Below are 23,021 nucleotides of genomic sequence, written 5' to 3'. Positions count from 1 at the left end.
ATCTTCACTTTTCTAAAGCAAGAAAAAGTTGCCGTCGTTGCGAGCAAAGCGAAGCAATCCAGTACAAATCTTCAGCCTATAAAGTCTAATAATGGTAAGCGTTTTCTCTCAAACTTGCATTAGATGGGATGGCTCGATGTCTTTGAGTTGGCTACGAACAGCAATTTTGGCCCCAAACCAACCTAGGCTACTGCTGAGGGCAAGCAAGATTAACGATTCCGTTGTCGTTAAGCTATAGAGTGAATATTGAATCTGATAGCTAGCAGCCAGTTGACTGACCAAGGTTGCAATAAAGCTCAGGCAAATATTGATTGTAATCATGGCTAAAACGCCAGCGATGAATCCATAATAAAAGCCCATATATAAGAAGGGACGTTGGATATAGGCATCTGTTGCACCAATCAATTTTAAAACCTGAATCTCCTCAAAACGATTTTGAATATCCAATCGTAACGTATTCACCACAATCAAAATAACGGCCAAAGCTAACAAGATAAATATCAACTCCGTACAACCGGTCATTAATTGGCTTAGGTGATGGAGCTGGTTAATCCACCCTTGATCCATTTTAACAAGATCAACTTGTTTGATTGCAATTATTTGTGATTTCAGTTGCTTGATGGCAAGCGGGTTACCTAGTTGTTTGTTTGGGATAATGCGAATAGCTGTGGGTAAAGGATTTTTAGGCAGATAATCCATCAAATTAGTCATGCCGGGTTGCTTTTGCAACAAGGCCATTCCTTGGTCTGCGGGTATCACCTCACTTTCGCCAATGTTATCAAGGGAGCGGATGGCTTCAATCGCTGAATTAGCTTCGGGTTCTGAGAGTCCAGGCTTTAAATAAGCCATCAAATGACCATTGGATTGCCAGCGATGACTGACCGATTGTAAATTATCGGCTATAACATAAAATAAGGTAGGCAAGCTTAGAGTAATGGCTAAGGCAATGATGGTTAGAATGCTTGCCATCGGATGACGGGATAAATGGTAGGCGCTTGCTTGACAAGCTTGGCGTTGTGAAGCGACCCAGCATGTCCATGATTTTAGCATAATTCCCCCTGATTTAAGGTGATCAGGCGATAAGGCATGCCAGCGATTAACGTGAGGTCGTGGGTGGCGATGAGGATGGATACACCCGCTTGGTTTAGTTGTTCAAATAAGCGCATGATGTCTGCCGATAGGGCAGGGTCTAAATTTCCGGTTGGCTCGTCGGCAAGCAATAAATCGGGTTTATGTACTACGGCCCTTGCTAAACCAACACGCTGCTGCTCTCCCCCCGATAAATAACGAGGATACTGGTTACTTTTACTCAAAAGCCCCACTAAATCTAATGCAGCCTGAACGCGCTTTTTGATGGGTTGTTCTGCTATACCACGGATTCTTAAAGGCAAGGCTACGTTGTTGAAGATGGTTTGATCACTAAGCAAATGGGGGGATTGAAAGGTTATGCCAAGACTTGCCCGGTGTTGGGCCATGGCATTTCCTTTTAAATGATTAACTGTGCGATTATTGACAATGATTTGGCCTGAACTGGGCTGCTCCAAACCTGCTATCAATTTGAGCATGGTGCTTTTCCCAGCACCGGAATGGCCTGTAAGGAAAGCCATTTCCCCTTTGGCTAAATTAAAATTATTTTGTTTTAACGCTTCAAATCCACCCGGATAGCGTTTACTCACTTGTTTGAATTGTATCATGGTCAAAAATAGCGTCGATGAACTGCTCCGCATCAAAGACGCGTAAGTCATCTACTCCTTCGCCAATACCTATATAACGAAATGGTATCTCTAATTGATGCGCAATTGCAAATAAAATTCCACCTCTCGCCGTTCCATCCAATTTTGTCATGGTAATACCGCTCACATCGATGGCGTCCCGAAACTGCTGAGCTTGACTTAAGGCATTCTGCCCAATGCTTGCGTCAAGGACTAACATGACTTCATGTGGGGCTTTTTCATTGAGCTTTTGTAACACTTTTTTGACTTTTTTTAGCTCGTTCATTAATGTACTTTGGGTATGCAATCGACCGGCAGTATCGGCAATGAGAATATCAAATTCGCGGTTGATAGCTGCTTGATATGCATCATAAACAACGGAGGCACTATCCGCACCGGTATGTTGCGCAATCACGGGGACTTGGTTTCGCTCTCCCCAAGCTTTTAATTGCTCGACGGCCGCAGCCCGGAATGTGTCGCCTGCCGCTAACATGACTTTCTTACCTTGATTAAGAAACTGTTTGGCTAGTTTGCCGATGGTTGTTGTTTTTCCAGCACCATTCACGCCTACCATCAGAATGACAAATGGTCCATCATGGGTTGAAGTATCTAGCGGTTGGGCCAATGGACCAATTAGTTGGATCAATTCTTCTTTTAAGGCTGCATAGACCGCTTCACCATTTGACAAGGACTTTCGAGATAATTTCTCTTCAATTTGGCGAATGACATAATTCGCGGTGTCAATGCCAAAATCCGCACTAAGCAATAACGTTTCAAGATCTTCAAGCAAGGCCTCGTCGACCACTTTTTTGCCCAACAGTAGGTTGGCGACCCCTTGCCCAACTTGCTTGCGGGTTTTGCTTAAACCTTGTTTAACACGCGAAAGCAACCCCGACTTTGGCGATTCATCGGGTTTTTGTGTTGAAGGGACATCCTGCTCTTTGGGCATCTCTTCCGATTTATTTTTTCGAAACCAGTTAATCATATGCTATACAAAACCGTGAAAATATGAAATTCTATCAGGACTTGGGGAAAACCCCAATCTTTGAGTGAAAAAATGTTACTAAATGGGTGTATAATTCCCCTATGAGTTGTCTTTGCCCCTTGAACTTGGCCCCTCTTGGGTATATTTTGTCTATCACTACGTTAAATATAGGTGTCGTCTATGCAGCGATTGTTTCTCCTTTTATTACTAATTATTTCATTTCCGCTGGCAGCAAACGTCAGTGAAATGAAACTGGCTAATGGCCTTAAAGTGATTGTCAAAGAAGATCATCGAGCCCCTGTGGCGGTGGTGATGGTTTGGTACCGCGTTGGGTCTGCAGATGAGGTGTCTGGAAAAACTGGACTATCCCATGCACTTGAACACATGATGTTTAAAGGGACGAACAAAGTACCGATGGGACAATTTTCCAAAACAGTTGCCGGTGTGGGCGGTGAAGAAAATGCATTTACGAATACTGACTATACTGCCTATTTTGAGCAAATATCAGCAGATAAGCTCGAGACAATGATAAAGCTTGAAGCGGATCGGATGAGGGATTTGCAATTTGATGAACAAGAGTTTGCTAAGGAAATCAAAGTTATTCAAGAAGAAAGACGGATGCGCACGGATGACAATCCCCAAGGATTGACCTATGAGCGGTTCATGGCGGCAGCGAATCTTTCTTCGCCCTATCACCATCCTATTATTGGTTGGATGAGTGATTTGCAGGAGATGAAATTAAACGATCTCCGCGATTGGTATGAGCGTTATTATGCACCTAATAATGCAACGCTAGTGGTTGTCGGTGATGTGCAAGCCAAACAAGTATTTGCGTTAGCCAAACAATATTTTGGCCAGATTAAGCCAAGTCAAATGAGCCTTACGAAAAAACAACCTGAGCCCCCACAATTAGGAAAAAAGTTAGTTGAAGTTCATCTGCCTGCTAAAGTGCCTCTTTTGATGGTGGGTTTTTCGGTTCCTTCATTAAACACCACAACGCATGTGAATGATGTTTATGCCTTAGAGCTCATTGAGGGGATTTTAGATGCCGGCAATAGCGCTCGATTAGCAAAAAATATGCAGAGAAAGCTACAGGTTGCAGCAGACATCGACGTTTCATACAATCCTTTTGCACGGTACGATACCCAGTTTATATTTTTTGCAATCCCAGCTCAGGGTCAAACAGTGGATAAATTGGATAAAGCGATTTGGTCTGAAATAGACGATTTAAAAAACAACCCCGTATCAGACGTTGAACTGAAGCGCATTAAAACATTGTTATTAGCCAGTAAAGTGTTTGAGAAGGATTCGATTTTTGGCCAAGCAATGGAAATCGGCTGGTTAGAAACCGTTGGCTTAGGTTGGCAAACCAGCGATCAATGGCAGGAGCAAATAGAAAAGGTAACGCCAGCGCAAATCCAGCAAGTTGCGCAACGTTACTTTAATTCAAACAGGCTCACCCGGGCTGAGCTTATTCCTACCCAGGACCAAGGGGGTAACCAATGAAACGATTGATAGCATGCTTCACGGTCTTTTTCCTAATAACCAACATCGCCCATAGTCTACCTTTAACTGCCGAAAGCTGGCTGACTGAAAATGGTATGAAGGTTGTTTATTATAAAGCCCCTCAAGTGCCCATGGTTGTTTTAAAAATGGGTTTTCCGGCGGGATCGGCACAAGATGAAGCCCTCTTCGGTTTGGCATCGGTGACAAATCAATTAATTGGCGAAGAAAGTTCATCCAGTGATGCGACTGAAATTGCAGAGCGGTTTGCCGATGTTGGCGCCCAATTTTCGACGTTTGCCGATCGGACAATGGCCGGGATAAATTTAAAAAGTTTATCCAAATCAGATGCCTTATTACCCGCCGTCGATAATTTGGCAAATTTGTTGTCCAATTTTCATGTTTCAGAAGGAACATTTAAACGCGTTCAGCAACAACAACTCGTTGCAATCAGAGCCAGTCAACAAGATGCAAATGAAGTGGCAAATATGGTGTTTTTCCAATCGCTGTATGGGGATCATCCTTATGCCCATAGTGTGGATGGAACCTTAGAAACGGTGTCTGCATTAACGCAGCCTCAAATCGAACGCTTTTTTAATCAACACTATGGCGCTAAAGGGGCCACACTAGTTTTAGTTGGTGATTTGGATAAGAAAACAGCAGAACAACTTGCCACTAAGTTATCAAAAGCACTGCCTCAAGCGGAGGCTACCTATAAGGTTAATAAAGCAACGCCCCATAAAAATGGCCGTTTAGTGAAGCGAGCGTTTCCATCGAGCCAAACGATTATACGCATGGGGCAATTGGGGATCGATTACCACAGTCCAGATATGTTTCCATTAAAAGTTGGCAATTATATATTGGGAGGGGGACTGCTTGTTTCTCGATTAGCATTTGAGGTACGGGAGAAGCGAGGGTTATCCTATGGTGTGGGGTCGCAATTTGTTCCGATGCCGGCGATAGGCCCTTTTTTAATTAGCCTTTCCACCAAACAGAGCCAAGCTGATCAGGCTATCCAAGTGACAGAATCAGTGACGGAGAATTTTATAAAGCATGGGCCAACGGATCAGGAATTAAAAGAAGCCAAACAATATCTTGTGGGCAGTTTTCCTTTATCGCTTGCAAGCAATGACAAAATTGCGACGATGATGCTACGAATCCATTTTTTCTCTTTGCCCAATGATTATCTTCTAACCTATCGAGATAAAATTAATGAAGTAACGTCTGAACAAGTTCGACAATCGATGGCGAAGCAATTAAAGCCGGAGCAAATGTTACGTGTCGAAGTGGGGCAAACAAGCTCAGCTAACAATGCATGATGAAACAATCAGTCCGTATTATTGGTGGTAAATTGCGTGGCCGTAAAATCCATTTTCCCGATATACCTGGATTGCGGCCTACCGCTGATCGGGTTCGTGAAACATTATTTAATTGGCTAATGCATGATATACGAGATGCTTGTGTGCTCGATGCATTTGCCGGAAGTGGGGCTTTGGGGTTTGAGGCCGCTTCTAGGGGGGCTGCAAACGTCATCATGGTAGAGTCTTCCCCTGAGGCGGCACAATCGCTGCGAAAGCAAGCAGACATATTGGCATTAGAGAATGTTAATATCGTATGCCAAGATGTTTTGCACTACCTCCAGCAGACAACTATCGCCTTCGACATTGTGTTTTTGGATCCGCCATTTGCGAGTGAATTACTCCTTCCCAGCCTGGATTTGATTGACCAGAGAGGCCTACTTTCTCAACAAGGGTTAGTTTATGTTGAAACAAATGCAAATTCGCCATTTGACGCTCCATTCATGCAAGTCATGAAGGAAAAAAAGGCAGGACAAGTACGCTATCGCTTACTGAAAAGATAGAATCATCTTGACATCTTCTTCACTCCCTGTTTCAATCGTAATATCATCCTTATTACTAGACTATACGCATGATTCATCGAATACCTGCTGTAATATTATCTTGTCTGTTGGTAGGTTGTTCATCGGTGTCTTATAAAAAGCCGCCAATGAATGATCCCAGTGATGATGCCAACATCAAATTGGCGGAGGCTGCTTCATCGGTTTCGGAGTCAATGAGAGAAGTTGCTAAAATTGAAAAAGTGGTTATACCCCCGAAAATGGATAATATTGCAACCATTCCCAATACATCAAATCTAGCCGCACGCGCATCAGTTGACTGGGACGGTCCCATTGCAGAATTGGCGAGTAGGATAGCGAGCGCGGCGCATTATCGGCTACGCATTTTAGGCAACGAGCCTTCAATACCAATTTTGATTAGCCTATATGCAAAAGATGAAAGTTTAGCGACGTTACTCCGTAATATTGATTATCAAGCGGGAAAAAGGGCGTCAATTCATGTTTACCCTGACTCACAGGTAGTAGAACTACGTTATGCTAAAATATATTCTTAACCTAGGCATTATCAGTTTATTGTTGCTGGGAGGCTGCACGTCAGGCTTGCAATCCAATCAAGGTGATGTCACCACGTTGGCTGGTTTGCAATCGATGGCTTCTTCCAAAAATAATCAGATGAATAAAACGGAAAAGATAAGCCGAATTCGCGAAATGGCCTTAAAGGAAACAGCCTTAAGTTTAGGGGCTCAGTCTGGTCTGGCCATGCGTGCAAAGAATATTAATAAAGCCCTCATGCGAAACGCCAGGCATCTGGATCAAGTTTTTGATTTCACCGCACTCATATTAGAACATAATGTCATGCCACCCGTTTTGCTCTCGGGTCGTAATACGGTGAACCTTGCCGATGCGCAAACGATTCGAGTCTCGGATAGAACCTATAAAGTGGCAAAACAAGCCCATTTTATTAGTGTACCGCCAACTTGGCGCCAGTATATATGGATGGATTACAAAAAGCCGGAATATCCTCACGTTAGTTTACTTCCAAAAACGAAGGATGAACGACAAGTTTGGCGTCATTTTGTTGAACAAGGCTGGAATAATGGCATTGAACAAGCCAATACGATTCTCGAAGAACGCCTTGCTAGTTTACAAGAAGATTTTGTTGGTATGATTCGCTATCGTAAATTATTAGCGATGAACATGGTCTCTCCACCTTTTGTGGCCGACACAGATTTAGGTGTAACCGGCGATGCGAATGAGATTCATATTGATGACAGAGTCTTGCGAATAACTGCTTTACCTGCCTTGAATGTCAACGCGAAAGAGTGGCGAGCGGCTGTTGCTAAGGATGAAGATGCGTTGAAGAAATTTAGAATCATGGAAAAAACAGCGTCCTCAGCTAAAATTATTATAACGAATCATGCCTGGCAGCCCGTTATCGCACCGCCAGTAAGCTAATAGAGAATTATCATGGGTATACAGTTGATGCCAGATGAACCGACAAGGTTCACGCCTCAGTTTATGGATAAAATGCTAGAGTTTGCTGAGGGTTTGGATGCATCCGATATTACAATCCAAACGGGTGAGCCAATCTATGCTGAAGTATATGGCCGTTTATTGCAGATTACCAATCGCCATCTATCCAACACAGAATTAGGGGATCTGATTAATGCAATTTATGGCCCCAATGCCACCACGCAATTATTATCGGGAAGGGATATAGATACGCATTATGAATTTCGCCCAGCGAGAGGGGTTCGCTATCGATACAGGGTCAATGCAACGTCTTGTTTGGTTGAAGGGCACGATTCTATCCAGATTACACTAAGAACCATTCCAACCACACCGCCTCGGTTAGAGACGATGGAGTTACCTGATAAAATCATTGATGCAATCGCGCCCCAGGAAGGTATTGTTTTTATCACGGGGGCAACGGGTTCTGGTAAATCGACCTTGCTCGCTTCTATTGTCAGAGAGTTAATCGAAAATGAGGATTCTAACCGTAAAGTCCTCACCTATGAAGCACCGATTGAATTTGTTTACGATGAAATTGAGACCACTTCCGCCATCGTCAGCCAATCAGAGATCCCGAGGCATCTTCCTTCGTTTGCTGAAGGGGTTCGCAATGCCCTTAGGCGTAAGCCACGGTTGATTTTGGTGGGCGAGTGTCGCGATTCAGATACGATTTCAGCGGCCTTGGAGGCAGCTTTAACTGGCCATCCAGTTTATACGACCCTGCATACCTCTGGTGTTGCTGAAACCATGCGACGATTGGTTACCTCGTTTAGTGGCGAAGAACGTCTTGGTCGCGTGATTGATATTCTCGAAACCATTCGCCTGTGTATTTGGCAAAAATTGGTCCCCACTGTGGATGGAAAGCGCGTTGCTTTAAGGGAATATTTAGTGTTTGATGAAGAAGCCAGAGATATTTTGTTGGAAGGCAATCCCAATGAGGTTACTTCCTCCACCCGACGATTAGTGCGAGAGCGTGGCCAGTTAATGACGGTGGATGCGAAAAAGAAATTAGAAGAAGGTATCATCTCAGAAAGAACCTATCAGTTAATCGTAAAAGGCACAAAAGACCACTACTATAGTGGCTAGGAACAATCGCTTATTACGTTATCATTTCTACTAAATCTTTCAGGGTTATTCCCTAGGACTCGACATCATCTTCCCCGCAAATTCTTAAGTTATTTTCTTTCGCAAATGCCAGGATGGATTGATACACTTGGGGACTGGATTCTTTCAATTTTGGATCCAGTAACACGCATTTGTACCCCTCTTTATTGACACCTGGTTGCAGTAGTGGGGAGTAATGGTAGCGCCTTTGTTTGAAGGTGGCCATGGTGCCACTCATGCGCTCAGCCCAATCACTAGGCCGGAATACCTTGCCCTGATCGGTGACGCCTTCGATGACAATTTTCTTCGACTTTGACTTGGGTTTGTCCATTATTCGAGCTTAAAATATTTGATATGGACATTATAGCATTAAATTGTCCAATTCAGTATTGAAATTGAATTTGCTCAGGCATCTGTTGTCGATAGCAAGGCTGTGGTAATATCTGGGTATTATTTCATGACTATGTATAAGACGCTATTTAAGTATGAAAGATACGCATCATGGCATCTATTTGTTGCCAAATTTATTTACTACGGCGAGTTTATTTTCAGCATTCTATTCCATCGTTTCCTCGTTAAAAGGCCATTATGAAGCAGCTGTCGTGGCTATATTTATCGGCATGATTGCGGATGGATTAGATGGGCGCATTGCTCGATTAACCAATACACAAACGGCGTTTGGCGCTCAATACGATAGTTTGTCGGATATGGTCACTTTTGGTGTTGCTCCGGCACTGTTACTCTATAGCTGGACATTGCATTCGATGGGAAAAATCGGTTGGCTAGTCTCCTTTATGTTCACTGCAGCGGTTGCGCTACGCTTAGCTCGATTTAATATCCATGTTGAGGACCAAGATAAGCGATTTTTCCAAGGTTTATCCAGCCCAACCAGCGCGGCTGTGGTGACATCCTTTGCTTGGATGTGCCATCAAAATGAATTAAATAATGGCTTTGTGATGATATTAACCGCAGTGATAACAGCGTTAATGGCTATTTTAATGATTTCAAACATCCGCTACTATAGTTTTAAGGATCTCGATTTCAAAGGAAAAGTACCTTTCCTGTATTTGGTTATCATGGTGATAATTTTTATGGCCATCGCAGCGAACCCGGCGGTTGTGCTTTTCCTTGGTTTTTCAGCCTATGCTTTATCAGGCCCCGTTCATACGTTATGGCATTGGTATGACAATGAACATGATGACGCATAGATGGTCTATAATTTGAGATGTTCCCAGGGATGATTTCTGAACAGTTCAAGTTCTTCATAAATCCTAATTAACAATCGACAATAGGTAGGCTAATGCATATTGCAATTCTTGCTACAAACCCGACGTTATATTCTCATCAACGCCTAAAGCAGGCGGGGGAAGCAGCTGGACACCATGTTAAAATTATAAACCCGTTGCATTGTTATATGAATGTCGTGGCATCGAATCCACAAATTTACTATCGTGGTGGAGAACCCTTGCCAACATTTGATGCGGTTATTCCACGGATTGGGGTGTCAATAACCTATTATGGAACAGCGGTTTTACGTCATCTCGAAACCATGGGAGTCTATGCATTAAACGAGTCAATTGCGATTGCCAGGTCGCGTGACAAATTTCGCTCCTTACAAATATTGGCAAGAAAAGATATTCCCATGCCACTCACCATGTTTGCTCAATCCCCGGATGATACGGAGGATTTGATTCGCATGGTGGGAGGAGCACCTTTGGTCATTAAGCTCATTGAGGGAACACAAGGCAAAGGGGTGATTTTGGCTGATTCGCATCAATCTGCCTTGAGTATTATTAATGCGTTTAAAGGCATGTCGGCCAATATACTAGTTCAAGAGTTTATTGAAGAATCGAAAGGCAGTGATATTCGTTGCCTTGTTGTGGGTGATAAAGTCGTCGCTTCCATGATGCGACAGGCCAAAGAGGGAGAGTTTCGAGCCAATATTCATCAAGGGGGTAGTTCGAGTAGGGTAAAGCTTACTCCCCAAGAGCGGGCTATTGCTGTTGCTGCTGCAAAAGCGATGGGTTTAAAGCTTGCTGGTGTGGATATTATCCGTTCCAAGCATGGCCCGTTAGTCCTAGAAATTAATTCCTCCCCAGGATTAGAAGGCATCGAAAAGGTGTCAAATGTCGATATAGCTGGTAAGATAATAGGTTATATTGAAAAGCAAATGGGGCCTGGAAAAAACAGGCGCCGTTTTCAGGGATAGATATGGACAGACGGCCCCCATTTTATATTGGTGGACAAGCCATTCCTGCAGGAAATTACCGCTGCGTGAAATTACAACTTCCCTTATTGTATAGCACTTCCCCGATTGAAGTGCCTGTGCATATCTTTCATGGCAAAAAAGAAGGCCCTATTTTGTTTGTCTCGGGTGCTGTGCATGGCGATGAGATTTTAGGGGTAGAAATTATTAGACGACTCCACCATCAACCGCAATTAAAAAAAATTCGAGGAACGTTGATAACGCTTCCGGTGGTGAATGTTTATGGCTTTCTTCTGCAATCGCGCTATTTACCCGATAGAAGGGATTTAAATCGCCAATTTCCCGGGCAGCATCAAGGCTCGCTTGCCTCGCGATTGGCACAGCTACTGATGGCGGAAATTATTGAAAAGTGTACCCATGGTATCGATTTGCATACTGGGGCAATCCATCGCAGTAATTACCCACAGATTCGGGTTTCCCATTCGAACTCGGTTGCCAACGAAATGGCTGAAGCATTTGCCGCGCCGGTTATTATCAATTCACCAATCCGTGCGGGTTCGCTAAGAGAGGCGGCAGATAAGCGCAATATCCCCATTATTGTCTACGAAGTAGGTGAAGCATTACGTTTTGATTTATGGGGAATTAAGCTAGGTGTTCGGGGGATATTAAGAACAATGAATTTTTTGAATATGTTTCCACCATCTATGTCAAAGAAATTTCGCCCAATCAGCAAAATTGCTCGCGCTGAATCAAGCTTTTGGATTCGAGCGCCCCAAAGTGGCATGGTTGTGACGGCCAGACCACTAGGTAGTTACGTAAAAAAAGATGAAATCTTAGCGGATATGGCCGATCCCATGAGTGATGAAACCGCACAAATTGTGTGTCCTTGTGATGCGGTCATTATCGGCAAAACCAATATTCCACTCGTCAACGAGGGCGACGCACTTTTTCATTTGGGCTTATTTGAAGATTGGCATCAGCTGACCTTTCCACCGAACATTCATCCTGAATGGCAAGAAGATGATGATGCGTTTCGGTAAGTCCTGACGAAGCATCGCCTGATTGGGTGAAATCTAGACGATGTTGCGGGGGATTGAGTTACTTTTTGCCTAAGAGCCAGTCCATATCGACTTCTAATTCATTGCATAAAGCTAATAATATTTGCTCATCTGGCAGATAGATGCCATCCAAATAGGCTTGTGCTTTGAATCGGGGAACATGGATTAGTTTCGCTAATACCGCAGTCCGCTCGCTATGGTGGGTGGGTACATCCATATTATCTAACTCTTGATTTAACCGTTCGGCAAATAGTTTGTAGGCCATGGATTGTCCTAAACATAGTATCCTATTACTTTTTTATAGCAAAATATTCAGTCTTTTCAAGTAATTTAACAAAATGAATTGTCTCAGATGCATAAAATTCATCCCATTTTCCATTAAAATGTTGGGGTAGTATGCATTAACAAAGCCATTTTTGCTCATTAAAAATTGAAAATGCCTCATTATCACCGATAACAATGTGATCGAGCAGCCGCGTGTCCAAAATACCTATCGCCTTTTTGATTTTATCGGTAATCGCAAAATCTTCAGCGCTTGCATCAGAAACGCCAGAGGGGTGGTTGTGGGCAAGAATGATCGCGGCGGCATTGTGGGCAATGATGCGTTCAATAATGGGACGAAGGTAGATGGTTGTGCTATTAATCGAGCCTCTGAACAATGGTTCATAAGCAATGACACGATGTTGATTGTCCAGAAACAAGGCGATAAACACTTCATTTTTCTCATCACGAAGTAACTTTTTCAATAAGGCAAACGTCTGATCGCTGCTGGTTAGTTGGGGCAATTTTTGTAATTGAGTCATCTCATTGCGGTGAATAATTTCCTTTGCGGCCTGTAGTTGAGCAAAACGGACAGGTCCTAGCCCTTTAATTTGGCAAAAGGTATGTAAATTGGTATTGAGGAGTGCTCGCAGAGAACCAAAATGATCGAATAATGTCTGTGCTAATGCGATAGAGCTTTGATTTTGGTTTCCTGAGCTAATAAGAATGGCGATTAATTCAACGTCTGATAATGTTTTGGCGCCACTTAAAATCAAACGTTCACGCAGATTAAGAGCATTTTTCATAATTCTTCCTTAAATGTTGGACAGCCGGCGCTATTGTTGCGTATCAGCAATTATTTTTCAAGAAAAAAATATACCCGTGATCATTCAAAATGTGAGGATTTATGTGAAAGATTTATTTCGGTAACGGAGACGGTAACGCAAACGTTTACGTATCATTCAAACTATTTTTATGAGTATATTTATTAACAACCACGTTAATTAAGAGCGAAAATAGGTTAGCCAGTTGCCTGGGGATAGGAACCTAGAAGGGTCATCATGACGGACATGCTCGCTAATGATTCAAGGGCTGATTTGATATGGGGTTCATCTTGGTGACCTTCAAAATCAATAAAAAATAAATAGGTCCAATTTCGGTGTTGGTAAGGCCTAGACTCAATCAATGTCATATTAATTTGATGTTCGTCAAACGGTTTTAATAAATTACTTAAACTGCCGGCCTTGTGGGGGGATGAGATAATCAACGATGTTTTATCTTTACCGCTCGGAGCAGGGCATTGCTGGCCAATGATAATAAATCGTGTGCTGTTGTTGGCATAATCTTCGACATTAGCGTGTCTATTTTCTAAGCCATAGTGGTCAATGGCCTGCTGACCACAAATGCATGCACTATGAGGTGTTTCTTTTGCCTTGATCGCTGCAAACGCATTGCTTTCAACCGCTATTTTTTCTGCATTAGGGTAATGCTTAGCTAACCAGGAACGGCATTGAGCAAGGGATTGAGAATGAGAAAAAATGGTTTTAATCTCTTTTGTTTCAGGTAAGCAGGCAAAATGTTGGCGAACACGCAGCATGATTTCGCCACAGATTTGCACATCACTGATTAACAATTGATCTAACGTTTGAGTGACCATCCCTTGTGTCGTATTTTCAATAGGAACCACGCCATAATCCAAATGATTGCCACTAATCTCTTGGAATACTTCTTCAATGCTATTGAGCGGCTTACTAACAGCGCCTTCCCCAAAGTGTTTGACTGCTGCTTGGTGAGTAAAGGTGCCTTCGGGGCCTAAGTACCCAATCGTCATTTCTTTTTGTAAAGAAAGGCAGGCGGTCATGATATCTCGGAAAATTCTCGCAACTTCCCGATCAGCGATGGGAGATTGGTTTTGGGACACAATGTTTCTAAGTACTTGGGCCTCACGTTCAGGCCGGTAATAGATAGGCTCTTTTTGCTTTTTTTTAATGGCCGCTACTTGGCAAGCCAACTTGGCACGTTGATTGAGTAGGTCTAAAAATTGCAAGTCGATGCTGTCGATTTTTTTTCGTATTTGTTCCAATTTTTCTATATCATCGCTCATCGATAATCTCGTTTCATGGCTCGTTTCTTATGCCAATAGATTAACACGGCTGGTAATAACATTAAAATAATGCCACAGCTAAATATCACTTGAAACCAGTGTTGATCTCCTAATTGCACGGCTTCTTTCGGTGGAATAAAGCCAACAATTAAGGTAATCGTACATCCAACTAAGCCCAATACACAAATGCCATAATAACCGATATTCCCAAATGGAATTTGAAAGACTCGTGGTCGATGAGCAAACTGTTCTTTTTGTTTGATGGCGGCAAAAAACATAAAAACATACATCACGATATACATCTCTGTGCTTAAATCGGTAAAAAGCCAGTAAATAGAATTGATGCTGGGTAATAGTAAGAAAGTGCTACAAAAGAGTGTCACCAAAACGGCTTGGAGCAACAAAATACGCGAAGGGACACCATGCTTATTTCGGTACGCCATCCAATGTGGGAGAAAGCCGTGTTCAGCCGCCATCATTAACCCTTTGGCGGGTGATATTACCCAATTGATCATGCCACCAACACTACCAATGAGTAATAGAATAGCGGTGATAGGTAAAAGAAAACGAAGGTGGTAAGCGCGGAAAAAGTTATCAAATGCCTGCATGACACCATCGACAAGTGAAATTTTGGCTGAGGGCAGCACAAAGGCTATTGCCAGGGAGCCCAATATCATGGTGAATAGGATTAATGTGGCAGAATACATCATCGCTCTGGGGAAATTGTGCTGAGGATTGTCAATGTTTTTCACATGCACAGCTGCTAGCTCCATCCCTAAAAAGGCAGTCATGATGGCTGTTAGGGAGACCCAGGATTGGGAATCGTGCCAGACAGGTAATAATTTATGCCAAGATAAATCAACGGCAATTGGATTGCCTTTTATTAACCAAATAATGGCAAGCAGAATGATAAATGCCATGGGAATAATCATTCCTACAAATGCGCAAATTCCCGCAATATTCGCTGATGTACGGATGCCAGCGATACCGATAAAGGTCAGTGACCAAAAAACGATTAAGATGACACTGATAATATAGAGCTTATTGGTCGCAAGCACTGGGTTTATCAAATAAGCCAATGTGCCAGCGATAAATGAGATGATGGTGGGGTACCAAACAACGGTATTTACCCATTGCAACCAGATAGCAAAAAAAGCCGGCCCACTTCCAAAAGCATGACGAACCCAGGAATAAATCCCGCCCTCATCTTCCGGCCATGCAGATGATAATTCTGCGGCTACTAATGCAACAGGGATAAGAAAAATAATCGCGGATAATATAAAAAAGAAAATTAAGGTTGAGCCAAATAGGGCAGTTGCTGGTAAATTGCGAATGCTATCAATGGCGCCAGTAATCAGTAGCACTAAAGCTACGATCGAAATTTTTTCGACGGGAATTCTTTGAATCATGGAAGGTCGGATTTCATAGGTTTTTTGACAATGTGACAATTATAACCAAGAAATTTTAAAATGCGAGTTTTTTATGGTTTTAGGTCAAATATTAAACATATACATGGTTTGATATGCTATATTTAAAAGAAGGAAATAACCATGATGAGGCAAACCTATGCAATTAAGTCCAAACCAGTTCAAGCATTTAATCATAAACCCTCAAACAAACCCTTGTATGTCCCTTTATATGCCGACATTCCGTTCAAACCCAGATAAAGAGCAAAATGTTATCCAATTTAAAAATTTAATTAAAGAACTGGAACATTCACTACGTCAGACCTATTCGCAAAATGAGGTTACTCGCTACTTAAACCCTTTCTACAGGCTATTAAATAATCGAAGGTTTTGGCAATTTCCGTTAGATGGATTAGTCATGTTAGCCACACCAAACCATGTGCGCCTACATCGTATTCAACAAACGGTACCTGCTGTTGCCGTTGTGGGCCAACAATTTTATTTGAAGCCTCTTTTGCGTTTGTTGCAATCGGCTGACCGTTATCAAGTATTGGGTGTATCTCGAGATAAAGTCTGTTTATACCAGGGCAATCGTTATCATCTCGATGAAGTGGAACTGGATAGACATGTCCCCGCCACCATCGAACAAGCGTTGGGGGATGAAGTCTCTGAGGCTCGGCTGACGGTGGCTTCTTATGGTGGTACCAATGCGGGTTCGGCAATGTATCATGGACACGGAGGACATAAAGATAGTGTGGATAATGATACTCGGCGGTTTTTCACCCAAGTGGATCGCGCCATTTTGGCTTATCATTCAAGACCCTCAAATATCCCATTACTTTTAGGTGCTTTGCCGGAACATCAATCGCTATTTAGGGAAGTTAGCCATAACCCCTGGCTATTAAAAGAGCGATTAAACGCTTATCCTGGTTCGTTAGAAAATGGTACATTAAAAGAACAATGTTGGGAGTTGATTCGGCCTTATTATACCAATCGCCTAGATGGGATTGTTGAAGAGTTTAAACTGGCTCAAATCAAAAATAGGGGGTCGGTTGATTTAGAATACGTGGCTGAAATGGCTGAAATTGGTCGGATCAAAACGATGTTAGTGGATGCTGATCGCCAAATTCCAGGTGTTTACCAAAATGGCAAGATTCGAGTTGAGGAGACTTCCAACTCGGCTATGAATGATTTATTAGATGATTTAAGCGAGGTCGTTATCAAAAATTCGGGAGAGGTTGTGGTTGTCCCGGGTGATATGATGCCTTCTGATACAGGATTGGCAGCGATTTTTCGATATTAATATCGATAGTAATGACGTTATCTTAAAACATAGTGTTTTAAATGATGCCTTGTTGATTGCTATATATCCAGGAAGATGATATTGTTTGCTTATCTTTAAAGGCCAGGTCTTGCTGTTATGGCAGTCAAATATCATTATCATCTTCGTCAACAACTTAACACATTACTGAATGATAACGATACTAATTTAGTCGGCCGAGGGTCAAAAGCGCAGTCGCTTTTGACAAAATATCAATCAAATCCAGAAGAGAGTTTGGCGGCGCAAGTGCAATTTTATCAAAATCTCATTGATAAACTTAGCCAATATCATAACCAAGCAATTTACCAAAAAAAGACATGGTGGCAAACTTTTCTGTATTTTATTGGTTTTCTCAACCAGGATGAATCAGGCTATTTGGCGGTGATTAAACAGGCCAAACAACAATTGAAAAATGCCCAGAGGGAGCAAAACCCACTGGCTTGGTATGACAAGGTGCTCTGGTACTTTGTGGGGGGGGCTGTTAGTATGGTCCTCCAAGATAAAGATACTAAACGAACTTTAAGTTATTTATCGCATCGCACGCTATTAATGGTTAAAAATGTACCCGATGAGTTAGAAGGATCCTTAACCATTGATTCCTTTGATAATTATCGCCAAGATTTAGAAGCATTTTTAGAGACCCTTCCTCACAGTGCTATGATGGAAAAACGTTTCAGGCATATCATCGACCAACTACAACATTGCCATCAAGTTGAAGAGTCTGTTCTCATGAAAAAGGCTCAGCACAAATTTTTGCAAAAACTAGGCCGAACCTATGACATTGAAAGTATTTGTTTGACGGATAGAGTCTTTGATGCACTTGATACGATTGTGAATTTGGAAGCGGGAGAAACAGCGCTTTTTAACCATGGATTTCACAGCGAAGAAGGGGCACATGCAACTGTATTTGATGTGGAAAAGGTGTCTACCGACTCGGTTCGGTTTCGCTTTTATAACACGGGTGCAGGCGCTCATAATACAGCCAGTTGGAAAACCTTGTTTGTGAACCTAGTGATTGACGATAGTCAAACGCCGATTAAAGTGACTGATGAACTATCGATTCAATCATTGTTTAAATCAGATTTTATAGAGACACTTGTCAGACCAACCATCATCCAGGCTGAAACGGTTAGTGATGGTGTCAATCTGATGAATGCTCCTATATTAAAGCTCTACCATGCTAAACAACTTCATGATGATAAAAAAAAGCTGAACTATCAATTTATGGGATCATGCGGCCAATCGTGTATCGATGCTTGGATCGAGAACCAACTGCCAGAGTCTGAATTTATCCAATTTTATTGCTATCGTTTACAACTTGCTATCAATAAGATTGGTGAATTACTTGAAGATGAGTCTTTAACGGAAGAGCAAAAGCAATATTGCCGGTGCATGCGCAAAGCTGCTCAAGTAGAAATAGCGTTTCTGAGTAAGAAATTAGATGGTGTATCGGAACAATTAAATCTTGAAATCAAAAAAACATACACTCGGTTGCAAGACGTGCGGCGTGAAAATGCCTTATCGAAGGGAAAAGATCCAAAAACCTTAACCTACAACTATTGTCAAGAAAAATTGGCCAAAGATAGATTAAGCCGAAAATTTGATAGCCAACAACAAAAAGAGATTCAGCAAGTGAATCAAGCAAGTGACATTAAAATTCACGTTCGAGAAAAAGAGGGGGTCAGTTTAGGCTCATTATTCAGTGGTGCAAAGTATATTCCTTTGCCATCATCCCAGTTAAATCAAAATAAACTGGCGAAAGCGAAACTGTGTCAGAAAATAACGGCCCTTCAGCAGCAAGTAACGCGATGTCAAAATCTTCTATTTTTTAGCCAAAAAGCGGTTGGGGTTGAGTTGAACAAAGGCCAATTCGATACACTCGTTGACAAAAGAATGAGAAATCAAGCGCTGAACTACTCTGACTTAAAGTTGGCACCTCAGTAGTCACTGATGGGGGTATTATTCATCAACCGAGCGTTGATCACCAAAGCGTGGGCAAGGTTTGATTTGTTGTCTATTTAATAAACTATCTTGGGCGAGGCTGTTTCGGCTGCGTATCCACTGCTTGTTGTGCAGGGGTGCTATGGATCACGTCATTGGATGCATAGATTAGGTGATTGGCTGAGCCAATGCCTGAGTTGGGTGCGTGTTGGTTGATCTCATTGACAAAATCTACCGCGGCTGCTTTTAATTGTTGATTGAGAGCCATGCCTTGTTCTTCTTTCTTGGGGTCCATTATCATTCCGGTAATTACACCCCGCGCTGACCCCTCAATTTGACTGCCTGCTTGAAACATGGCGGAGGCTATTTTGATCCGTTCAATATCCGGTATGTTATCGTCAAATTTGATACCATAATTATTGACACGGTGGTTCATGGAATAACCCGGCTGGAGATTGCCATGGGTGTCAAATATTTTCGACTATTGTCCTTTTAATAACTCAATCTCGGAATCTTTTTTCATGACGATAATGCTGATTCGTCGATTACGGGCGTCAAAGGGATCGCCAGGGTTGAATAAAATGGTGGAAGAATAGCCGGTAATGCGCAAGAATTTGTCTTCAGATACGCCGGAGGCGACTAGCGCTCTTCTGGCGGCATTGGCTCGTTGGGTAGACAGCTCCCAGTTGGTTTGTTCCAGATCTTCGGGGTTGTGGTAGGGGTGAGCATCGGTATGCCCCTGAATGCTAATTTTATTATCGACTTGATTGACGACCTTTGCGATTTTTTGCAACATTTGTTTCATTTCATCGCTCATTTCATCACTGCCAATGCCAAACATGGGCTGATCCTTATTATCGATTAGTTGGATACGTAATCCGTCTTTTACATCATCCATTAACAATTGCTTTTTAAGCCCATCAAGTGCTGGGTCGCTTTTCATAGCAAGCATGATGTTGTCGCGTAATTCATTCAATGCCTTTATCTCAACAGCTCGTTGCCCAGGGTCTTTTATTTCAGCGGTCGATTTTTGTTTACTCACGGGTTTATCGGAGGCGGACACAGAGCCGTCCTGCTCTTCAATATTTTTACCGCCACCTACAACTTGCAATGCCCGGTCACCCATGCTGTCACCACCAAGCAGGCCAATTTTTATGGGCTGTTTGAAATAGTCTGCTATCCCTTCTTTTTGGGCTTTGTTAAGAGAAGCTAATAGCCACATTAATAGGAAAAAAGCCATCATTGCGGTAACAAAATCGGCAAAGGCAATTTTCCAAGCGCCACCATGATGGCCATGTTCATGCTTTTTGATTTTCTTAACGATAATCGGGCTGGATTCTTTTTCGTCAGACAATTCTTCTCGTTTACCGGACATCGTTTAGTATCCTATTATGATTCTTTGCTTTTTTCTGACGCAGGAGTATCCGCTGCTGCAGGCGCAGCTTTCGCATTCTTTATTTCATCATTTAATTCATTGAATGTAGGACGAGCTTGGGAGAATAATACTTTGCGTCCAAACTCAACGGAAATGATGGGTGGGTTATTATGCAAACTGGCGAGTAAGGTTTCTTTAATACAGTTCATCATTAAGTGAATTTCATTGGCCCTGATTTCCAGTGAATTACCAATAGGACCAATAAACCCATACCCTAGCAAAATACCCAAAAAAGTCCCTACCAGTGCCTGCGCTACCAGAACGCCCAGTTGGGATGGGGGGAGATGGATTGATTCCATGGTGTGTACCACGCCTAAGACAGCGGCAACAATACCAAAAGCTGGCATTCCATCAGCTAGTTTTGTCACAGTATTGGCAGGAATCAAGGCTTCTTTGTGGTGAGTTTCAATTTCATTGTCCATTAAGGCTTCAAGCTGGAAGGGTTGCATGTTGGCGGTGATCATTAAGCGAACATAGTCACAAATGAAGTCCCTTAAGTGATGGTTTTTAGCGACGCTAGGGAATTGTTGAAAAATTTTGCTTTCAGCGGGTTCATCCACATCTGTTTCAAGGGACATGAGTCCTTCTTGGCGAGATTTATTTAGCAACGCATACAGTAAATTAAGCAAATCCATGTATGCACGCTTGTTAGTCTTTGCTGATTTAGTAACCGATGGCAATGCTTTTAGCAGTTCTTTAAGGGTACTATTCGTATTCCCCACAATTAATGCGCCAACAGCGGCTCCACAAATAATCAGCAGTTCAACTGGCTGAAAAATGGCTGCCAAATGCCCCCCGGCGAGCGCAAATCCACCGAATACCGAAGCTAAAATGACAATATATCCAATGATTAGTAGCATGACGTCCCGGTCAATTTCAAAAATACTGAGCTTTTAGTATAGCTTGAAAATTAGAATTGTGAAAAGAATTTGTTTTGGCATGAATCCGAATTAAAAAACCTCTAACCAACGCCCATTGCCGTTAGGCTTAGGGATAATGGAAATTTTGAAAAAAAATTGTAGCCCACATTAGCCATAGGCGTAATGTGGGTTTATATGGAGGTAATCTACTAGTAGTAGTAATAAGGCGGATAATAATAAGGCCTATCATACGTTGAGCCAATGGCTCCACCTGCTAATGCACCTGCACCTGCACCAAGCACAGTACCAAGAGCAGTACCACCCGATACGGCATAGCCGAGACCAGCACCAGCTGCAGCGCCTACTCCGGATCCTACTGCTGCGCCTGAACAACCCACAACGAGTGAAAGTGTACCAGCTAAACCAACAACTTGAATCGCTTTTTTCATGCTATGTCCTCATATCAGTTCCTTCATTATTAATTGTAGAATAAATAAACTATATATCAACTAAATGAACATAAAATCAAGGCGTTTGATCAAGCGCAGCACAGCAATTAATTTTTTTTTATAGTCCGACTTGTACCCCTTGCGTGAGCACATTAAACTAGGAAAAAAATAATTGGGAGTTATCGTATGTTTCGAGGAAGCATGGTCGCGCTTGTAACCCCGCTGTTAAATGGTCAAATCGATGTGCCCCGATTGAAAGAGCTGATTGACTACCATATAGAAATGGGAACACACGCGTTAGTGGTTGCAGGCACAACCGGTGAGTCTGGGACGTTAAATCACGAAGAGAAATTATTAATCATTAAGACAGCCGTTCAACACACCCGAGAGCGGGTTCCGGTGATAGCCGGAACGGGTGCAAATGCAACACGTGATGCGGTGGCTTTCACAAAAGAAGCCATGGGCCTTGGTGTGCATGCAGCGCTGATTATGACGCCTGCCTACATTAAACCCACTCAAGAAGGGCTTTTTCAGCATTATAGCCAAATTGCTAGCCAAGCAGCGTTGCCTATTATTATGTATAATGTGCCAGGAAGAACCGCTTGTGACTTGTTGCCCGAAACCATTGCTAGGCTCACGCAATATCCTAATATCATTGGTATTAAGGATGCCACAGCGGATATGAGTCGATTGAAAGCAATTTTAAAAGAAACAAATAACACCCTCGATGTTTACAGCGGGGATGACCCAACTTGTGCAGAGTGGCTAACTAATGGCGCGAAAGGGGTTATTTCAGTGACAGCCAATGTTGCCCCCAAAATCATGGCAAAATTATGTGAATTAGCCGAAGATAAGGAATATGATGCTTGTCTAGCATTGCAGAGCGATATACAATTCCTTCATCAATTGATGTTTGTTGAAGCAAATCCGATTCCTGTGAAATGGATGGTCAGTAAACAAGGGTTAATTAATGATGAAATTCGGCTGCCTTTAACGCCATTATCAACAAAATATCATCCGGCTGTTGAGGCAGCAATACAGCAATTAGCGAATCTTTAAGAGGTATGATGTGCATTATTTAGTTAACATACTCCCCAAATGGCGACGCACAATGATGCTCGTGTCGGTTGGTTTGGCATTACTCCTAAACCAAGGATGCTCACGCTACGCCACCACGGGTGAATCGTTATACAAAGGTAGTAGAAATGGACCCTTGTTAGTTGTTCCTCCCCCTTTGACTGCGGATAATATCAGCAGTTTTTATGTTTTACCCAATCCTAGTAGTTAAGTTAGCTAAGGAGTAAAA

25 protein-coding genes are annotated in these 23,021 nt (G+C 42.5%); 13 read left to right on the top strand and 12 right to left on the bottom strand.

What is annotated here, in order from left to right; translation table 11 throughout:
- Nucleotides 1-108: 108 nt before the first annotated feature.
- Genes ftsX through ftsY form a run of 3 tightly spaced genes read right to left on the bottom strand, consistent with a single transcriptional unit; the run spans nt 109 to nt 2,697 of the window.
- A complete protein-coding gene (gene ftsX, locus AB3348_RS04335; protein WP_367606339.1) occupies nt 109-1,050 on the bottom strand; it encodes a permease-like cell division protein FtsX in 942 nt (313 codons plus the stop codon).
- Nucleotides 1,044-1,694: a cell division ATP-binding protein FtsE gene (gene ftsE / locus AB3348_RS04330; protein WP_367606338.1), complete on the bottom strand. Its 651-nt coding sequence runs from the start codon at nt 1,692-1,694 to the stop codon at nt 1,044-1,046. Before ftsE ends, ftsX begins: the two co-directional genes overlap by 7 nt.
- Nucleotides 1,669-2,697 (bottom strand): signal recognition particle-docking protein FtsY, encoded by a 1,029-nt coding sequence (gene ftsY, locus AB3348_RS04325; protein ID WP_367606337.1) that lies wholly within the window; start codon nt 2,695-2,697, stop codon nt 1,669-1,671. The genes ftsE and ftsY overlap by 26 nt, the downstream gene beginning before the upstream one ends.
- Before the next feature lie 180 nt (nt 2,698-2,877).
- On the opposite strand from ftsY, the gene AB3348_RS04320 reads away from it, so the two are divergent.
- The 6 genes from AB3348_RS04320 (at nt 2,878) to dotB (ending at nt 8,656) form a co-directional block, all read left to right on the top strand.
- Nucleotides 2,878-4,203 (top strand): M16 family metallopeptidase, encoded by a 1,326-nt coding sequence (locus tag AB3348_RS04320; RefSeq protein WP_367606336.1) that lies wholly within the window; start codon nt 2,878-2,880, stop codon nt 4,201-4,203.
- Nucleotides 4,200-5,519 (top strand): M16 family metallopeptidase, encoded by a 1,320-nt coding sequence (locus AB3348_RS04315; protein ID WP_367606335.1) that lies wholly within the window; start codon nt 4,200-4,202, stop codon nt 5,517-5,519. Before AB3348_RS04320 ends, AB3348_RS04315 begins: the two co-directional genes overlap by 4 nt.
- On the top strand, nt 5,516-6,061 hold the full coding sequence (rsmD, locus tag AB3348_RS04310) for a 16S rRNA (guanine(966)-N(2))-methyltransferase RsmD (RefSeq protein WP_367606334.1): 546 nt from the start codon (nt 5,516-5,518) through the stop codon (nt 6,059-6,061). The genes AB3348_RS04315 and rsmD overlap by 4 nt, the downstream gene beginning before the upstream one ends.
- Before the next feature lie 68 nt (nt 6,062-6,129).
- Nucleotides 6,130-6,612: a type IVB secretion system lipoprotein DotD gene (gene dotD, locus AB3348_RS04305; RefSeq protein ID WP_367606333.1), complete on the top strand. Its 483-nt coding sequence runs from the start codon at nt 6,130-6,132 to the stop codon at nt 6,610-6,612.
- Entirely contained in the window at nt 6,593-7,513 is a 921-nt protein-coding gene (locus AB3348_RS04300) for a type IV secretion system DotC family protein (RefSeq protein ID WP_367606332.1), read from the top strand. The genes dotD and AB3348_RS04300 overlap by 20 nt, the downstream gene beginning before the upstream one ends.
- A gap of 27 nt (nt 7,514-7,540) precedes the next feature.
- Nucleotides 7,541-8,656, top strand: a complete 1,116-nt coding sequence (gene dotB, locus AB3348_RS04295; protein ID WP_367606532.1) for a Dot/Icm type IV secretion system ATPase DotB — start codon at nt 7,541-7,543, stop codon at nt 8,654-8,656.
- A gap of 52 nt (nt 8,657-8,708) precedes the next feature.
- Here the strand turns inward: dotB and AB3348_RS04290 are convergent, their stop codons facing one another.
- Nucleotides 8,709-9,005, bottom strand: a complete 297-nt coding sequence (locus AB3348_RS04290) for a DUF3579 domain-containing protein (protein ID WP_367606331.1) — start codon at nt 9,003-9,005, stop codon at nt 8,709-8,711.
- Nucleotides 9,006-9,159: 154 nt separating this feature from the next.
- On the opposite strand from AB3348_RS04290, the gene pssA reads away from it, so the two are divergent.
- From pssA to AB3348_RS04275, 3 genes are all read left to right on the top strand, one after another.
- Nucleotides 9,160-9,882: a CDP-diacylglycerol--serine O-phosphatidyltransferase gene (gene pssA, locus AB3348_RS04285; RefSeq protein ID WP_367606330.1), complete on the top strand. Its 723-nt coding sequence runs from the start codon at nt 9,160-9,162 to the stop codon at nt 9,880-9,882.
- A gap of 92 nt (nt 9,883-9,974) precedes the next feature.
- Complete coding sequence (rimK, locus tag AB3348_RS04280) at nt 9,975-10,883, top strand: 30S ribosomal protein S6--L-glutamate ligase (RefSeq protein WP_367606329.1); 909 nt, start codon at nt 9,975-9,977, stop codon at nt 10,881-10,883.
- Between the two features lie 2 nt (nt 10,884-10,885).
- Entirely contained in the window at nt 10,886-11,920 is a 1,035-nt protein-coding gene (locus tag AB3348_RS04275; protein ID WP_367606328.1) for a succinylglutamate desuccinylase/aspartoacylase family protein, read from the top strand.
- A 58-nt stretch (nt 11,921-11,978) separates the two neighbouring features.
- On the opposite strand, the gene AB3348_RS04270 is transcribed toward AB3348_RS04275, so the two are convergent.
- The 4 genes from AB3348_RS04270 to AB3348_RS04255 form a co-directional block, all read right to left on the bottom strand.
- Nucleotides 11,979-12,203 (bottom strand): hypothetical protein, encoded by a 225-nt coding sequence (locus tag AB3348_RS04270; RefSeq protein WP_367606327.1) that lies wholly within the window; start codon nt 12,201-12,203, stop codon nt 11,979-11,981.
- A gap of 136 nt (nt 12,204-12,339) precedes the next feature.
- Nucleotides 12,340-13,005: a DNA repair protein RadC gene (gene radC, locus AB3348_RS04265; protein WP_367606326.1), complete on the bottom strand. Its 666-nt coding sequence runs from the start codon at nt 13,003-13,005 to the stop codon at nt 12,340-12,342.
- Nucleotides 13,006-13,220: 215 nt separating this feature from the next.
- Nucleotides 13,221-14,303, bottom strand: a complete 1,083-nt coding sequence (gene pheA, locus AB3348_RS04260) for a prephenate dehydratase (RefSeq protein WP_367606325.1) — start codon at nt 14,301-14,303, stop codon at nt 13,221-13,223.
- The gene (locus AB3348_RS04255; protein WP_367606324.1) at nt 14,300-15,712 is read right to left on the bottom strand and encodes an APC family permease; all 1,413 of its coding nucleotides are present in this window, start codon (nt 15,710-15,712) and stop codon (nt 14,300-14,302) included. Before AB3348_RS04255 ends, pheA begins: the two co-directional genes overlap by 4 nt.
- Nucleotides 15,713-15,869: 157 nt before the next feature.
- On the opposite strand from AB3348_RS04255, the gene AB3348_RS04250 reads away from it, so the two are divergent.
- Complete coding sequence (locus tag AB3348_RS04250) at nt 15,870-17,012, top strand: hypothetical protein (protein WP_367606323.1); 1,143 nt, start codon at nt 15,870-15,872, stop codon at nt 17,010-17,012.
- Nucleotides 17,013-17,129: 117 nt separating this feature from the next.
- The gene (locus AB3348_RS04245; RefSeq protein WP_367606322.1) at nt 17,130-18,974 is read left to right on the top strand and encodes a hypothetical protein; all 1,845 of its coding nucleotides are present in this window, start codon (nt 17,130-17,132) and stop codon (nt 18,972-18,974) included.
- An 82-nt stretch (nt 18,975-19,056) separates the two neighbouring features.
- On the opposite strand, the gene AB3348_RS04240 is transcribed toward AB3348_RS04245, so the two are convergent.
- The 4 genes from AB3348_RS04240 to AB3348_RS04225 form a co-directional block, all read right to left on the bottom strand.
- Nucleotides 19,057-19,407, bottom strand: a complete 351-nt coding sequence (locus AB3348_RS04240; protein ID WP_367606321.1) for a hypothetical protein — start codon at nt 19,405-19,407, stop codon at nt 19,057-19,059.
- A gap of 45 nt (nt 19,408-19,452) precedes the next feature.
- Complete coding sequence (gene motB / locus AB3348_RS04235; RefSeq protein WP_367606320.1) at nt 19,453-20,346, bottom strand: flagellar motor protein MotB; 894 nt, start codon at nt 20,344-20,346, stop codon at nt 19,453-19,455.
- Between the two features lie 14 nt (nt 20,347-20,360).
- Nucleotides 20,361-21,266, bottom strand: coding sequence for a flagellar motor stator protein MotA (gene motA, locus AB3348_RS04230; protein WP_367606319.1), 906 nt, complete (start codon nt 21,264-21,266; stop codon nt 20,361-20,363).
- A gap of 209 nt (nt 21,267-21,475) precedes the next feature.
- The gene (locus tag AB3348_RS04225; RefSeq protein WP_367606318.1) at nt 21,476-21,715 is read right to left on the bottom strand and encodes a hypothetical protein; all 240 of its coding nucleotides are present in this window, start codon (nt 21,713-21,715) and stop codon (nt 21,476-21,478) included.
- Nucleotides 21,716-21,901: 186 nt separating this feature from the next.
- Between AB3348_RS04225 and dapA the strand changes: the two genes are divergently transcribed.
- Complete coding sequence (gene dapA, locus AB3348_RS04220) at nt 21,902-22,774, top strand: 4-hydroxy-tetrahydrodipicolinate synthase (RefSeq protein ID WP_367606317.1); 873 nt, start codon at nt 21,902-21,904, stop codon at nt 22,772-22,774.
- Between the two features lie 52 nt (nt 22,775-22,826).
- Nucleotides 22,827-23,003 carry a hypothetical protein gene (locus AB3348_RS04215; RefSeq protein ID WP_367606316.1) on the top strand — a complete coding sequence of 59 codons (177 nt, stop codon included), beginning with the start codon at nt 22,827-22,829 and terminating at the stop codon, nt 23,001-23,003.
- Nucleotides 23,004-23,021 lie beyond the last annotated feature (18 nt).

Origin of the sequence: Legionella sp. W05-934-2, assembly GCF_964199965.1 — a bacterium.
Lineage (GTDB): Bacteria > Pseudomonadota > Gammaproteobacteria > Legionellales > Legionellaceae > JAFIFT01.
This window is presented reverse-complemented; position numbering and strand designations above follow the sequence as displayed.

Excerpts from the sequence above, each read along its gene's own strand:
- ftsX (WP_367606339.1), bottom strand. The coding sequence starts at position 1,050 with ATGCTAAAATCATGGACATGCTGGGTCGCTTCACAACGCCAAGCTTGT.
- ftsE (WP_367606338.1), bottom strand. The coding sequence starts at position 1,694 with ATGATACAATTCAAACAAGTGAGTAAACGCTATCCGGGTGGATTTGAA.
- ftsY (WP_367606337.1), bottom strand. The coding sequence starts at position 2,697 with ATGATTAACTGGTTTCGAAAAAATAAATCGGAAGAGATGCCCAAAGAG.
- AB3348_RS04320 (WP_367606336.1), top strand. The coding sequence starts at position 2,878 with ATGCAGCGATTGTTTCTCCTTTTATTACTAATTATTTCATTTCCGCTG.
- AB3348_RS04315 (WP_367606335.1), top strand. The coding sequence starts at position 4,200 with ATGAAACGATTGATAGCATGCTTCACGGTCTTTTTCCTAATAACCAAC.
- rsmD (WP_367606334.1), top strand. The coding sequence starts at position 5,516 with ATGATGAAACAATCAGTCCGTATTATTGGTGGTAAATTGCGTGGCCGT.
- dotD (WP_367606333.1), top strand. The coding sequence starts at position 6,130 with ATGATTCATCGAATACCTGCTGTAATATTATCTTGTCTGTTGGTAGGT.
- AB3348_RS04300 (WP_367606332.1), top strand. The coding sequence starts at position 6,593 with ATGCTAAAATATATTCTTAACCTAGGCATTATCAGTTTATTGTTGCTG.
- dotB (WP_367606532.1), top strand. The coding sequence starts at position 7,541 with ATGCCAGATGAACCGACAAGGTTCACGCCTCAGTTTATGGATAAAATG.
- AB3348_RS04290 (WP_367606331.1), bottom strand. The coding sequence starts at position 9,005 with ATGGACAAACCCAAGTCAAAGTCGAAGAAAATTGTCATCGAAGGCGTC.
- pssA (WP_367606330.1), top strand. The coding sequence starts at position 9,160 with ATGAAAGATACGCATCATGGCATCTATTTGTTGCCAAATTTATTTACT.
- rimK (WP_367606329.1), top strand. The coding sequence starts at position 9,975 with ATGCATATTGCAATTCTTGCTACAAACCCGACGTTATATTCTCATCAA.
- AB3348_RS04275 (WP_367606328.1), top strand. The coding sequence starts at position 10,886 with ATGGACAGACGGCCCCCATTTTATATTGGTGGACAAGCCATTCCTGCA.
- AB3348_RS04270 (WP_367606327.1), bottom strand. The coding sequence starts at position 12,203 with ATGGCCTACAAACTATTTGCCGAACGGTTAAATCAAGAGTTAGATAAT.
- radC (WP_367606326.1), bottom strand. The coding sequence starts at position 13,005 with ATGAAAAATGCTCTTAATCTGCGTGAACGTTTGATTTTAAGTGGCGCC.
- pheA (WP_367606325.1), bottom strand. The coding sequence starts at position 14,303 with ATGAGCGATGATATAGAAAAATTGGAACAAATACGAAAAAAAATCGAC.
- AB3348_RS04255 (WP_367606324.1), bottom strand. The coding sequence starts at position 15,712 with ATGATTCAAAGAATTCCCGTCGAAAAAATTTCGATCGTAGCTTTAGTG.
- AB3348_RS04250 (WP_367606323.1), top strand. The coding sequence starts at position 15,870 with ATGCAATTAAGTCCAAACCAGTTCAAGCATTTAATCATAAACCCTCAA.
- AB3348_RS04245 (WP_367606322.1), top strand. The coding sequence starts at position 17,130 with ATGGCAGTCAAATATCATTATCATCTTCGTCAACAACTTAACACATTA.
- AB3348_RS04240 (WP_367606321.1), bottom strand. The coding sequence starts at position 19,407 with ATGAACCACCGTGTCAATAATTATGGTATCAAATTTGACGATAACATA.
- motB (WP_367606320.1), bottom strand. The coding sequence starts at position 20,346 with ATGTCCGGTAAACGAGAAGAATTGTCTGACGAAAAAGAATCCAGCCCG.
- motA (WP_367606319.1), bottom strand. The coding sequence starts at position 21,266 with ATGCTACTAATCATTGGATATATTGTCATTTTAGCTTCGGTATTCGGT.
- AB3348_RS04225 (WP_367606318.1), bottom strand. The coding sequence starts at position 21,715 with ATGAAAAAAGCGATTCAAGTTGTTGGTTTAGCTGGTACACTTTCACTC.
- dapA (WP_367606317.1), top strand. The coding sequence starts at position 21,902 with ATGTTTCGAGGAAGCATGGTCGCGCTTGTAACCCCGCTGTTAAATGGT.
- AB3348_RS04215 (WP_367606316.1), top strand. The coding sequence starts at position 22,827 with ATGATGCTCGTGTCGGTTGGTTTGGCATTACTCCTAAACCAAGGATGC.